The sequence below is a fragment of the Paracoccus hibiscisoli genome (assembly GCF_005048265.1).
Classification (GTDB): Bacteria; Pseudomonadota; Alphaproteobacteria; order Rhodobacterales; family Rhodobacteraceae; genus Paracoccus; species Paracoccus hibiscisoli.
Genome location: NZ_SUNH01000004.1, coordinates 14,550 through 27,708, shown reverse-complemented (window position 1 = coordinate 27,708; position 13,159 = coordinate 14,550). Strand labels below are relative to the sequence as shown.

The 13,159-nt window shown below is 69.2% G+C and carries 12 protein-coding genes; 2 read left to right on the top strand and 10 right to left on the bottom strand.

Annotated elements, in window-relative coordinates; translation table 11 throughout:
• Nucleotides 1-15 precede the first annotated feature (15 nt).
• A complete protein-coding gene (locus FA740_RS01770; protein WP_136855064.1) occupies nucleotides 16-744 on the top strand; it encodes an SDR family oxidoreductase in 729 nt (242 codons plus the stop codon).
• On the opposite strand, the gene FA740_RS01765 is transcribed toward FA740_RS01770, so the two are convergent.
• The 7 genes from FA740_RS01765 to FA740_RS01735 form a co-directional block, all read right to left on the bottom strand.
• Complete coding sequence (locus tag FA740_RS01765) at nucleotides 741-2,771, bottom strand: bifunctional sugar-binding transcriptional regulator/dihydroxyacetone kinase subunit DhaK (protein ID WP_136855063.1); 2,031 nt, start codon at nucleotides 2,769-2,771, stop codon at nucleotides 741-743. The two genes, FA740_RS01770 and FA740_RS01765, sit on opposite strands and share 4 nt — an antisense overlap.
• Entirely contained in the window at nucleotides 2,771-3,439 is a 669-nt protein-coding gene (gene dhaL, locus FA740_RS01760) for a dihydroxyacetone kinase subunit DhaL (protein ID WP_211243625.1), read from the bottom strand. The genes FA740_RS01765 and dhaL (FA740_RS01760) overlap by 1 nt, the downstream gene beginning before the upstream one ends.
• A gap of 49 nt (nucleotides 3,440-3,488) precedes the next feature.
• On the bottom strand, nucleotides 3,489-5,255 hold the full coding sequence (gene dhaL, locus FA740_RS01755) for a dihydroxyacetone kinase subunit DhaL (RefSeq protein WP_211243624.1): 1,767 nt from the start codon (nucleotides 5,253-5,255) through the stop codon (nucleotides 3,489-3,491).
• Nucleotides 5,252-6,007 carry a GolD/DthD family dehydrogenase gene (locus FA740_RS01750; protein WP_136855060.1) on the bottom strand — a complete coding sequence of 252 codons (756 nt, stop codon included), beginning with the start codon at nucleotides 6,005-6,007 and terminating at the stop codon, nucleotides 5,252-5,254. The genes dhaL (FA740_RS01755) and FA740_RS01750 overlap by 4 nt, the downstream gene beginning before the upstream one ends.
• Nucleotides 6,008-6,074: 67 nt before the next feature.
• Nucleotides 6,075-7,067: a substrate-binding domain-containing protein gene (locus FA740_RS01745; RefSeq protein ID WP_136855059.1), complete on the bottom strand. Its 993-nt coding sequence runs from the start codon at nucleotides 7,065-7,067 to the stop codon at nucleotides 6,075-6,077.
• A gap of 45 nt (nucleotides 7,068-7,112) precedes the next feature.
• Nucleotides 7,113-8,120, bottom strand: a complete 1,008-nt coding sequence (locus tag FA740_RS01740) for an ABC transporter permease (protein WP_246053401.1) — start codon at nucleotides 8,118-8,120, stop codon at nucleotides 7,113-7,115.
• 31 nt (nucleotides 8,121-8,151) lie between these two features.
• Nucleotides 8,152-9,633: a sugar ABC transporter ATP-binding protein gene (locus FA740_RS01735; protein ID WP_136855058.1), complete on the bottom strand. Its 1,482-nt coding sequence runs from the start codon at nucleotides 9,631-9,633 to the stop codon at nucleotides 8,152-8,154.
• Nucleotides 9,634-9,812: 179 nt separating this feature from the next.
• Between FA740_RS01735 and FA740_RS01730 the strand changes: the two genes are divergently transcribed.
• Nucleotides 9,813-10,430, top strand: coding sequence for a nucleoside/nucleotide kinase family protein (locus FA740_RS01730; RefSeq protein WP_136855057.1), 618 nt, complete (start codon nucleotides 9,813-9,815; stop codon nucleotides 10,428-10,430).
• Here FA740_RS01730 and FA740_RS01725 read toward each other — a convergent pair.
• The 3 genes from FA740_RS01725 to FA740_RS01715 are packed head-to-tail and all read right to left on the bottom strand — an operon-like array spanning nucleotide 10,427 to nucleotide 13,150.
• Nucleotides 10,427-11,215 (bottom strand): ABC transporter permease, encoded by a 789-nt coding sequence (locus tag FA740_RS01725; RefSeq protein WP_136855056.1) that lies wholly within the window; start codon nucleotides 11,213-11,215, stop codon nucleotides 10,427-10,429. The two genes, FA740_RS01730 and FA740_RS01725, sit on opposite strands and share 4 nt — an antisense overlap.
• Nucleotides 11,212-12,093, bottom strand: coding sequence for an ABC transporter permease (locus FA740_RS01720; protein WP_136855055.1), 882 nt, complete (start codon nucleotides 12,091-12,093; stop codon nucleotides 11,212-11,214). Before FA740_RS01720 ends, FA740_RS01725 begins: the two co-directional genes overlap by 4 nt.
• Nucleotides 12,086-13,150, bottom strand: a complete 1,065-nt coding sequence (locus tag FA740_RS01715; protein ID WP_136855054.1) for an ABC transporter ATP-binding protein — start codon at nucleotides 13,148-13,150, stop codon at nucleotides 12,086-12,088. The genes FA740_RS01720 and FA740_RS01715 overlap by 8 nt, the downstream gene beginning before the upstream one ends.
• Nucleotides 13,151-13,159: the final 9 nt, after the last annotated feature.

Below are 13,159 nucleotides of genomic sequence, written 5' to 3'. Positions count from 1 at the left end.
CCCAAGGAGAATACCATGTCCCAAGACCTGCACGGCAAGGTTGCCGCGATCACCGGGGCCGCATCGGGCATCGGGCTGGCAACCACGCGCGCGCTGCTGGAGGCGGGCGCCCGCGTGGTGCTGGTCGACCGCAATGCCGACGCGCTGGACGCCCTGACGCACGAGTTGGGCCGCGATGCGACAGCCCAGGTGACCGACCTGCTGGACGCCGACAGCTGCAACGCGATGGTGCCCGACATTCTGGATAAGGTCGGCCAGATCGACATCATGCTGTGCAACGCAGGCAGCTATATCGGCGGCGATCTGGTCGATACCGACCCGGCCGCCATCGACCGCATGCTGAACCTGAATGTCAATGCCGTGATGAAGAACGTCCATGCGGTCGCCCCCCACATGACCGCGCGCGGGTCGGGCGACATCATCGTCACCAGCTCGATCGCGGGGCATGCGCCGATCCATGTGGAGCCGGTCTATTCCGCGTCGAAATGGGCCGTGACCTGTTTCGTCCAGACCATGCGCCGCCAGCTGATGAGGCATGGGGTGCGGGTGGCGCAGGTCTCTCCGGGGCCGGTCGTCTCGGCCCTGCTGGCGGATTGGGAGCCGGAACGCCTGCAGCGCATGAAGGACGCGGGCGCGCTGATGGAGCCGGTCGAGGTGGCGGACGCGCTGATGTACATGCTGACGCGGCCGCGCAACGTGACCATCCGTGACATGATCGTGCTGCCCAGCAATTTCGACGTCTAGGGGCGCCCCCCTTGGGTCCAGGCGGGCGCGCTGCAGGGGTGATCCAGCAGCGCGGTCAGCTCATCGTCCAGATGCAGCGCGGTGATCGACACCCCCGCCATGTCCAGCGAGGTATAGTAATGCCCGATCAGCGTCCGGTGCACCCCCACGCCCCGCGCGCGCAGGCGCTGCCGCAGGCGGCGGTTCAGGATGTACAGCTCCATCTGCGGCGTCGCGCCAAGGGAATTGACCAGCAGCGCGACCCGGTCGCCCTCGGCCGGGCGCATCTCGTCCAGGATGCGGTCGACGATCAGGTCGGTGGCCTCGTCCGCGGTGGTCAGGCGGGCGCGCGCGATGCCGCGTTCGCCATGCACGCCGACGCCGATCTCCATGTCGTCGGGGCCAAGGCGAAAGCTGGGCTTGCCACTTTCCAGCGAGGCGCCGGGCTCCAGCGCGATGCCCATCGTGTGACAGCGCGCATTGGCCCGCAACGCCAGCGCCGCGCAGGTCTCCAACGGCAGCATCCGGTCGCAGGCCGCCCCGGCGATCTTGAAGACGAAGACGTTGCCCGCCACCCCGCGCCGGGCCGCGCGCGCATCAACGGGGGCCGAGGCGATGTCGTCGGTCGTGACCACGGTGCGAACGCGGATGCCCCGCGCGGTGGCCATTTCGGCCGCGGTCTCGAAGTTCATCACGTCGCCCGAGAAGTTGCCAAAGATATGCAGCACCCCCGCGCCCCCGTCGGCGGCCAGCGTGGCGGCCAGGATCGGGTCGGGCGGCGGCGCGGCAAAGACATTGCCGATGGCCACCGCATCCGCCAGCCCGCGCCCCAGATAGCCGAAGAACCCCGGCTCGTGCCCCGAACCGCCGCCGATGACCAGCCCGACCTTGCCCGGTCGCGCGCCATCCACCGCGCGCAGGGCACGCGGCGCGCCGGTGATCGGGGCCAGCAGGCCCTGATGCGCCAGCAGCGCGCCCTCGACCGTCTCGTTGACGGCATCCTGCGGGCGGTTGAGGAACTTCTTGATTCGCACCCGTTCGGGCAGCGCGGCGGGCGCCGCCGCCACAGGGCGCGCGGGGCCGTCCTCGTGCCCCTCGGCGGTCAGGATCGCGCGGGCCGTGTCGGCATCGGTCACCATCACGTTGACATAGCCGCCGCGCAGCGCCGCCAGGATTGCCTGCACCTTGTCCATGCCGCCCGCGACACCGATCCGGCAGGGCACCGTCTTCAGCGCGGCCAGATCGACGCCGATGGTGCGCCCCTCCAGCGGCCCGTCCACAGGCTCGCCGCGCGCCGCGATCAGCCGCCCCGCGATGCTGCCCACCGCCGCGTGATACTGCCCCTGCATGCCCGGCCCGTCGAAAAAGCCGCTGCTGTGGATCGTGCTTTCGGGGCGCAGCGAGGATATGCCCAGCACGATCCGGTTCGCCTGCGCCAGGATCGCCATCTGTTCGGCCACCACCGGTTCGCGCATCAGCAGCGCCCGCATGTCGGGCGACGACACGATGGCAGGGGCCGAGATGGGGATCGACCGCGCGCCCAGGGCCTCGGCCAGGCGGGTCGCGCAGGCCTCGGGGGTCCAGGGGATCTTGGCGGTGGTGCCGCCGGTCGCCTGCACCACGCGCAGATCCTGCAACCCGCCCCGCCCGATGCGGTTGGCCAGCGACAGCATGGTCCGCCCCCAGGTCACCGCGATGGTGTCCCCCGACCGCGCCAGCCGCGACAGCACCTGCGCGCCCGCCGCGCCAAGCCGGTCGATCAGCGGGCTGCCCGTGCCGCCCGATGGGATGACCAAGCAGTCGTCCAGGCCGAAATGATCCTGCATGGCCTTGGCGATGCTGAGGGCGCGAAACCGCTCGGGGTCGATCTCGATCGAGACGATGCCGCGGGTCCGCGCATCCGCCAGATAGGAGTTGACCGAAGGCCGCGACACGCCCATCCGCGTCGCGATCTCGGCCTGGGTCAGGCCGTCCTGATAATAAAGCCAGGCAGCCCACAGCAGCGGATCGTCGCCAAAGCGCAGGGGGGGCGCATCGGAATGGGGCATCAGGGCGCGCGCCCCTGGCCTTCGGCCCAGCTGGCCAGGCAGTCCAGCAGCGCCGCCGCCGACACCGCGCCGGGGTCCAGATGGCCGATGCTGCGCGGCCCCAGACGCGCAGCGCGCCCGCGGGCGGCCATCATGGCGCGGGTGGCCTGCGCACCTTCCAAGGCGGCGTGGGCGGCCTGTCGCAGGATCTGCGCGGGCGCCATGCCGGCGGCCAGCCCGGCGCGGGCGGCATGGGCGGCGGGCGACCAGGCATCGACCATGGTCTTGTCGCCGGGCCGGCCATGGCCGCGTGCGGCAATCCCCTCGGCCATGGCGATGACCACGCCGGGCAGGCGATCGAACGGCACGCGGTCCTCATCGCCCAGGGCCTGCCCCGCCCGCAGCAGCGCGCTGGCATAGAGCGGCCCGGTCGTCGCCCCCACAGCGTTCAGCAGCGTCGAGGCCGCCAGCGACAGGCCCTGCGCCAGCGTCTGCCCGCCGCCATCGGCATCGAACAGCGCGCGGGCCGCCGCGCCAAAGCCCCCGGCCATGGCGACGCCGTGATCGGCATCGCCGATCTCTCCGTCCAGTTCGGCCAGATAGGATTGCTCTGCGGCCATGCGCTCGGCCAGGCTGCGGAACAGGTCGGTCAGATCGTGGCGCGAAAAGGTCTGCATCGGGGTCGTCATTGCCACGACCCCCTGGCCCGGTGCAAGCCGCGTCGCGGCCTGCAGGGGGTCATGGCACCGACAGCCTGCGCGCGACGCTGTCGCCCAGGGCCGTCAGGATCAACGCGCAGGAGGTCGCGCCCGCATCCGGCACGCCCCGCGACCGTTCGCCCAACCGCGCCGCCCGGCCCAGTTTCGCGACCATGTCCACGGTGCTGTCTCGCCCCTGCCGGGCGGCCTGCGCCATCGCGGCCAGGGCTGCGGGGAACCCTTGGGGGATGGCCGCGTCGAACGCCTCGACCGCCGGTACCAGGCAATCGATGAGCGTCTTGTCGCCCGGCTGTGCCCCGCCGGTCGCCGTGACGCCCGCCAGCCCGGCGCGCAGCATCACCGAAAACCCCTCGGCATCGATGGCGCGGCGCCCCTGGACCGCCCGGCCCATGTCGCGGAACATGAACCCATAAAGCGGCCCCATCGATCCGCCGATCTCGGACATCAGCACGTCGGACAGGACCAGGAACGCCTGATCCAGCGATTGCGCCGACAGGCGTTCGGCGGCGCGGCCAAAGCCCTTGGCCATGTTGATCCCGTGATCGCCGTCGCCGATCAGGCCGTCGATCTCGGACAGATGCGCCTTGTTGGCGATGATCACGGCGGCCAGGTCCTGCACCACGCCCGCCGCATCGGTCAGCGCCAGACGGGGGGTGCCGGTCGCCTCGGGCGCGCGGGGGGTGCCCGCGTCGCGCGCCGTCGCCGCGCCGCGCCGATGCCCCGCGATCACCGCGCCCACCGGCGGCACCGCAGGCCCCGTCACGATCAGGCCGGGCGCTGCGCATTCCATGTCCAGCAGGGCCTTGGTCTCGGCGGTCAGGGCCATCACGGTCAGCGTCGCGCCGACCATCTCCAACGAGGTAAAGTAATTGCCCACGAAGGCGCGATGCACCCGCAGGCCCGCACCCTCAAGCCCCGTCTCGATCCGGTCATACAGCACATAAAGCTCGTTCACCGGCGTCGCGCCAAGGCCCGAAACCAGCACCGCGACCTCGGTTCCCTCGGGCAGGGCGTGGTCCTCCAGCACGATGGACAGCATGTCGTCGGCCACCTGATCGGCGGTCTTCAGCGCCTCGACCCGCGCGCCGGGTTCGCCGTGATGGCCGATGCCCACCTCCATCGTGCCGGGCGCGATCTGGAAATTCGGGTGCCCCACGGCAGGCAGCGTGCAGGGGCCAAGGCCCACGCCCACCGACCGGCAGGCATCGATGGCCTGCTGGGCCGCCGCCTGAACCTCGGCCAGGGTGCCGCCCTGGGCCGCGCGCGCCGCGCCGATCTTCCACATGAAGATCTCTCCGGCGACGCCGCGACGCTTGGCACGCTCTGACGCGGGGGCCGAACAGACGTCGTCATTGGCGACGACGGTGGCCACCGCGATCCCGTCATCCGCGACCATCTCGGCGGCCATGCGCACGTTCATGTTGTCGCCCGCATAGTTGCCATACAGCACCGCCACCCCTGCCCCGCCATCGGCGGCCCGGATCGCGTCGGCAAAGCTTTTGGCGGTGGGCGATGAGAACAGCTCTCCGATGGCCACGGCATCGACCAGATTGCGGCCGGTATAACCGACAAAGGCCGGTTCATGCCCCGAACCGCCGCCCGTCACGATGCCGACCTTGCCCTGCTGGGGGGCAAAGCGCGACACGACCACACGCGGATTGGCCGGATCTCTGCGGACCAGATCGCCATGCGCCTTGACGAAACCCGCCACCGTCTCATCCACGATGTCGTCGGGGTCGTTGACGAAACGCTGCATCGCCTTGGTCGTCATGTCGTCCCCCATCATCGCACCGTGTATCCGCCATCGACCAGCAGGTCGGCCCCGTTGATCATCGCGGCCGCGCCCGATGCCAGGAACACCGCCGCCGCCGCGACCTCTTCGGGCTCGGCAAAGCGGCCCGCGGGGATCAGCGCCTTCATCGCATCGCCCTTGGGTCCGGCCCAGGCCTTGCGGCCCAGATCGGTCATCACCACCGTCGGAGAGATGGAGTTGACCGTGATCCCATGCCCGCCCCATTCCAGGGCCAGCGTCTTGGTCACGCCGATGATGCCGAATTTCGACGCGCAATAGGCGACATGGCCCTCGATGGCGACTGATCCGGCCTGGCTGGCCAGGTTGATGATGCGCCCACCCGCGCCCCTTGCGATCATCGCGCGGCCCACGGCCTGCGCCATCAGGAAGCTGCCGGTCAGATTGACCGCGATGGTCCGCGTCCAGGCGTCGCCGGACAGATCCTCGGCCGGGGCCAGATCGACGATGCCCGCGGAATTCACCAGAATGTCTATGCCGCCAAAGGCCTGCGTGACGGTGGCCACCGCGCGGTCAATGCTGCCCGCGTCGGTCACGTCGCAGGCCACGGCCTGCGCGCCGTCCAGGTCGCTGGCCGCAGCCGTCGCCGCCGCCAGATCGCGGTCCAGCAGCGCCACCCGCGCGCCCTGCGCGGCAAAGGCCCGCGCGATGGCAGCCCCGATCCCCGAGCCCGCGCCGGTCACCACGGCGGTCCTGCCCGCCAGACTGAAATCGAGAGCTGCGCCCATGCGCCGTCCTTTCCTGATCGTCGGTTGGTCCCCTCCGGCGACGACGGGCCGCCGGAGGGCAAGGGGCCTACTGGCGGCCGGCCAGCAGGGCGTCCACGTTCTCCAGCGTCACCGGGGTCCAGGGCACGTTGTATTCCTTGGACGCGCCGTCGTTCCACGGCATGTCGGGATACTGCTCCCAGATGCCCGACATCGGCTCGTAATCCGGGCGCACCGCCTTGATCGCCACGTCGATCGAGCCCAGGGCCTGCGCCTCTCCGTCCTGCAGGATCGAGGCCATCTGCCCGGTCTTGACCGCGTTCAGCGCGTCGGTCACCCCGTCCACGCCCGCGATCGCGAAATCGGACACGTCCATTCCGGCGGCCTTGATCGCCTCGATGGCGCCCAGGGCCATCTCGTCGTTCTGGCCGATCACGCCGGTGATCGCGTCGCCATGCGAGGTCAGCCAGTTCTCCATCAGGGCCTGCGCCTCGGCGCGCGACCAGTTGCCGGTCTGACGCTCCAGGATCTGCACGTCGGGGCATTCGGCCAGGGCCTGCTCATTGCCCTCGCCGCGCTGGATTTCGCCCGACTGGCCGATGGGGCCCTCGATGATGACCACCGCGCCCTGGCAGCCCATCTTGTCCAGAACCGCCTTGGCCTCCAGATACCCGGCCTCGACATCGTTCGATCCGACATAGGCGGTCAGCTGGTCGCTGTTCACCCGCGCGTTCGACCCGACCACGGGGATGCCCGCATCGACGGCCAACTGCACGGCGGTGGCGCCCGCCTCGACATCCATCGGCGCAAAGACGATCGCGTCGAACCCTTGGGTGATCATCGTCTCGAACTGGTCCTGCTGGACCAGCGCGTCATAGCGGCCGTCGAACACGGTCAGCTCGACCATGCCGGATTGGACCGCCGGGTGCTTTGCCCCCGCCGCCGACCACAGCTGCATGAATTCGGCGTTCAGGCCATAGGCCGCCATGCCGATCTTCAGCGGTGCGTCCTGCGCCTGCGCCGCGCCGATCCCCAACCCAAGCGCCAGCGCGCTGGCCGTCATCATCATCGTCTTCGTCATCTGGTTTCCTCCCTCAGTGACACGTCCGCCGGCGGGTGCCGGATCTCAGTCTTCGGTCTTGCGGGACCGGTCCAGCATGACGGCGGCCACGATCAGCGCGCCCTTGATCACCTGCTGGTAATAGGATTCGACCCCAAGCAGATCGAGGCCGTTGTTCATCACCCCGATCAGCAGCGCGCCGATCACGGTGCCGCTGACGCGGCCGATGCCGCCCGCCAGGCTGGTGCCGCCGATCACGACCGCCGCGATGGCGTCCAGCTCATAGGCGACGCCCGCCTGCGGCAGCGCCGATCCGGTCCGTGCGGCCAGGATCATCCCCGCGACCCCCGCCAGCGCGCCCGAGATCGCATAGACCGCGAACCGGATGCGCCGCACCGGCAGGCCGGACACCTTGGCCGCATGCGGGTTGCCGCCCACGGCATAGACGTGGCGGCCGAACCGCGTGCGGGTCAGCACAAAATGCGCGACCGCAAAGACCAGGCCGAACAGGATGATCGGCACCGGGATGCCGCCGATATCGCCCGTCCCGATCCAGCGATATCCGTCGGTCAGCGCCGGAATGGGCCGCCCGCCCGCATAGATCAGCGTCAGCCCGCGCGCCGCCGACAGCATGCCCAGGGTCGCCACGAACGCCGGCACCGAGAACCGCGCCACGGCGATGCCCGACACCGACCCCACCGCCATGCCGGTCAGCAGGCCCACGGCGACGGGGATCAGCGGCATATAGGGCGCGCCCGCGACCCCCGCCGCGCTGGTCGTGGCAAAGCTGGCCGAGACGACCCCCACCAGCGCCACCACCGACCCCACCGACAGGTCGATGCCGCGCGTCAGGATGACGAATGTCATCCCCACCGCCAGAATCCCGTTGATCGAGGTCTGGCGCAGCACGTTGATGATGTTGCGCGAGGTCAGGAAATTCTCGCTGACCACCGACAGCACGATGCACAGCACCGCCAGCGCGATCAGAATGCCATATCGCTGCAGTGCCGGTGCCATCCGCGATGCGGTCCCCATGCGCCGGTCGGTGCCGGTCGTGTCGGTCTGCTGTTCCACCCTCGTCCCCTTGGTCCTTGCAGCCGGCACGTCAGACGGCCAGATGCAGCAATTGTTCGGCCGACATCGCCGCCCGGTCCAGTTCGCCCGCCACGCGCCCGTCGCGCATCACGACCACGCGGTCGGCCATGCCCAGCACCTCGTCCGTCTCGGACGAGACCATCACCACCGCACCCCCGGCACGGGCGAAATCCGACATGACGCGATAGATCTCGCGCTTGGCGCCCACGTCGACGCCGCGCGTCGGCTCGTCCAGCAGCAGGATGCGCGGTTCGGTCAGGAACCACTTGCCCAGCACGACCTTCTGCTGGTTGCCGCCCGACAGATGCGACACCGACAGCCGATCGGATGCGGTACGGATGTTCAGCACCTCGATCATCCGGGCGGCGGCGCGACCTTCGGCGCGGGTGTTCATCACCGGCCCGACGCCCATGCGGTCCAGCGTGGCCAGGCACAGGTTGTCGCGCACGTCGCCGGTCAGCACCAGGCCGGACCGCTTGCGGTCCTCGGTCACATAGGCCAGGCCCGCGTCGATGGCATGGCGCGGCGTCGTGATGGTGACCGGCGCACCGTCGATCATGATCTGCCCCGCCGTCTGGCCGGACAGCCCGAACAGCCGGTCGAAGATCTCGGTCCGGCCCGACCCCATCAGCCCGTACAGCGCCAGGATCTCTCCGCGGCGCACCGAAAAGCTGACATCGCGCACGCCCCGGTCGGCGGCCAGCCCCTGCACCGACAGCAGCGTGTCGTCGCCGGGGGTGTTGTCCTTGACGAATTCCTCGGTCAGGGGGCGGCCCACGACCAGCTGGATCAGGCGGTCCTTGTCGATATCGGCCAGCGCGCCGGTTTCGACAAAGGCGCCGTCGCGGAACACCGTATAGCTGTCGCAGATGCCAAAGATCTCGGACAGGCGGTGGCTGACATAGATCACCCCCTTGCCGCGCGCCTTCAGCATGGCGATGGCCGCGAACAGCTGATCCGCCTCGGCCTCGCCCAGGGCCGAGGTCGGCTCGTCCATGATGATGACCTCGGCGTCATAGCTCAGCGCCTTGGCGATCTCGACCAGCTGGGTCTGGGCCACGGTCAGGTCCATCATCAGCGTGTCGGCGCGGATGCCGAAATGGAACCCGTCCAGCAGGTCCTGGGCGCGGTTGTTCATCTCGCGGAACGCGATGCGGCCGAACAGGCCCACCGGCTCGCGGCCCAGATAGATGTTCTCGGCTACGGTCATGGCGGGGACCGGGCTCAGCTCCTGCTCAATGATCGAGATGCCGTTGTCCAAGGCCTGCGACGGGTTGTCGAATGTCACCTCGGCCCCGTTGCGCAGCAACCGGCCCGCATCGCGGTGATGGATGCCCATCAGGATCTTCAGGAACGTCGACTTGCCCGCCCCGTTGCCGCCGCACAGCGCATGCACCGACCCCGGCATCAGCGTGAACTGACCCAGCCTCAGCGCGGCCACGCCGTTGAACGACTTGCGAAAGCCCGACGCCTCCAGCAGCGGCTGTGCCATGGTTTCCTCCCCCTTGGTGGCTCAGCCTATGCGCGGCGAAATACAGATGTCAAACACGATCTGACATTTGATACCAAAACCCGAGGCCGAACCGCGCCGCCCTTGACGGTGCCCGCCGGGCGGGGCTTAGTCGGACGATCCGGTGCGCACGCGCCGCCGTCATACCCTGATGAGATCCGATGACCGAACCGACCACCCTGACCGCCCTGCGCGCGACGCTGACCCGGCTGGCGCAGGCGCCCGCACGGTCGCTGGTCGGGCTGGCCGGACCGCCCGGCGCGGGGAAAAGCCATGTGACCGACGCCCTGCTGCGCGACCTGCCGGGGGCGGCGCTGTTGCCGATGGACGGCTATCACCTGGACGACCGGCTGCTGTCCGCACGGGGCGATCTGGCGCGCAAGGGCGCGCCCTGGACCTTTGATCTGGACGGGTTCGCGGTGATGCTGGACCGGCTGGCGGCGGATGACGGGCGCGCGGTGCTGGTCCCCGTCTTCGACCGCGACCTTGAGATCAGCCGCGCCGCCGCGCGCGAGATCCCGGCCTCTGCCCGGCTGATCCTGGTCGAGGGGAACTATCTGCTGCTGGACCAGCCCGGCTGGCGCGACCTGGCCCGCCATTTCGCGCTGACCGTGATGCTGGACGTGCCCGAGCCGGTGCTGCGCGCGCGCCTGACCGCCCGTTGGCGCGCCCTGCCCCCCGATCAGGCCCGCGCGAAACTGGAGGCCAACGACCTGCCCAACATGGAGCTGGTTCGGGTGGCAAGCCGGGCGCCCGACCTGATCCTGCCCAACGGCTAGGCCGCGCGGCGCCTGCGCGCGATCTCATAGGCGATGGCGCCGATGACCGTGGCCACGATGATGACCAGCGCCAGCGCGTTCACCGCCGGGGTCAGGCCGGTGCGGACCTTGGTGGCGATGAACACGGTCAGCGGGGTCTCGAACCCGCGCACGAAGAGGGTCGTGTTGTAGTTCTCGATCGATTGCAGCACCGCAAGGCCCGCAGAGGCGATCAGCGCGGGCCGCAGGAAGGGCAGCGTCACGCGCCGGAACACCATGGTCCGCGATGCGCCCAGGCCCAGGGCCGCCTCCTCCTGCGTGCGGTCAAAGCGTTGCAGGCGGGCCATCACCATCAGCATCACATAGCAGATGATGAAGGTGGACTGCGCCAGCACGATCAGGAAGACGCCACCGCCCACTCCCATCTGCCGCCACAGGATCAGGGTCGAGATGCCGATCACCACCCCCGGCGTCAGCAGCGGCGAGACCATCACCGCATAGGCGAAACTGCGCGCCCGCGCATGCAGCGAGGTCAGCACCAGCGCCGCCGCCGTGCCCACCGGCACCACGATCAGCACCACGCAGACCGCGACCAGCACCGATGTCCACAGCGACTGCCACATGGCCGCATCGGCCCACATCGCGCGGAACCAGTCGGTCGTCGTGCCCTGCCACGGGATCACCGTGGGAAAGCGGCTTTCGTTGAAGCTGGCCGCACCCATGATGATCAGCGGCGCGAACAGATAGGCCGCGAAAACAACCAGATACAGCACGAACATCACGTGAAAGATACGATCCGCCCTCATTTCGCGACATCCGTCAGGTTGACGCGGAACAACCGCAGGGTGATCAACACGACCGCCAGGCACAGCACCAACAGCACCAGTGCATAGGCCGCGCCGCGGTTCCAGTCGCCGCCCTCGAAGAACCAGTTGTAGATGATCTCGGTGAACCATCGGCTGCCGGGACTGCCCAGCAGCGCGGGCGCGACATAGCTGCCCGCAGCCAACATGAAGGTAAAGACGAACCCCGTCGCGATCCCGGCCTTGGCATGCGGGATCACCACGCGGGTGTGGATGCGCCAGGGCGATGCGCCCAGGTCGCGGGCGGCCTCGATCTGGGCTTTTTCCAGCGATTCGATGGCGTTGTAGATCGGCAGCAGCATGAACAGGATATAGGCATAGACCATCGCGGCCAGGACGCCGCCATTGCCCTGCCAGCGGATCGGCGCGTCGATAAGGCCGATGTTCATCAGCACCGCGTTCAGCGGCCCGCGATAGGCCAGGATGATGAACCAGGCCAGCGTGCGCAGGACCTCGTTGATGAAGAAGGGGATGATGATCAGCATCAGCGCGATGGCCAGCTGGCCGGTCGTGGCCCGCTGCGCCATCCAGAAGGCGATGGGATAGCAGACCAGAAAGGTCACCGCCGCCACCAGCCCGCTGGCCCATATCGTCTTGAAGAAGATCGCGCGATGCGTCGGCTCGCCCGCCAGATAGAGTATGTTCGACAGCGAATAGGTGTCGTCCGGCCCGCCAAGTGCCGCGGGGGGCAGGTTGGGCCGCAGGGCATAGTCGATCATCATCAGGTTCGGGGCCAGCACCATGACCGCCAGCCAGAACAGAACCAGGATAAGGAAGATCGTCGAAAGCCCTGGCCCGAAACGGTTTTTCAGATCACCCATCGCCCAGCACCACCGCATGAGCCGATTGGAACCCAAAGGCCGCGCGATGCCCCGGCACCGGCGCATCCGCCAGCCGGGTGGAAGGCACCGAGGCGGTCAGCGCCGCGCCGCTGTCGAACAGCCCGTGGACCAGCGCAAAGGACCCCTCGAAATCGACACGCTCGATCTGCGCCTGCAGGGGGTTTTCCGTGCCGCCGGGCATCAGCGCCTCTGGGCGGACATAGATCGTGCCCTGCACACCTGCTGCTGCACCCTGCCCCGCGCGGCCCAACAGCGGGCCAAGCTCGGTCTCGATCCGGGCGGTGCCGGCCCGAACATCGGTGATGCGGCCCGGAATGGCGTTCGTTTCGCCCACGAAGCGGGCGACGAAGGGCGTGGCGGGGTTGTCATACAGCGCGCGCGGGGTGGCGACCTGCTGCAACAGGCCCGCCGACATCACGGCGACGCGGTCGGACATGGCCAGCGCCTCGGACTGGTCGTGGGTGATGTAGATGAAGGTCACGCCCGTCCGCTTTTGCAGCGCGCGCAGCTCGGCCCGCATGTGCTGGCGCAGTTTCAGGTCCAGCGCGGACAGCGGCTCGTCCAGCAGCAGGACGCCGGGCTCCACGGCCAGGGCGCGGGCGATGGCCACGCGCTGGCGCTGGCCGCCGGACAATTCGCCGGGCATGCGGTCGCCGTAACCCTCCAAGGCGGTCAGGCGCAGCAGGTCATCGGCCTTGGCACGACGTTCCGCACGGCCCACGCCGCGGGCCTCAAGGCCAAAGGCGATGTTGTCGCGCACCGACATCAGCGGGAACAGCGCCAGCGACTGAAAGATCATCGCGGTCGGGCGCTGGTTGGGGCCCAGGCCCTTCATGTCGCGGTCGCCGATCAGCACGCGCCCCTCGGTCGGGTCGATGAAGCCCGCGATCATGCGCAGGATCGTCGTCTTGCCGCAGCCGGAGGGGCCCAGGATCGAAAAGAACTCTCCGGCCTCGACCTTGAAGCTGACATCGCTGACGGCGCGGGTGGTGCCGAAGGTCATGCCGATATCGGCGAGTTCGACCGAATGGGACATCGTCTCTCC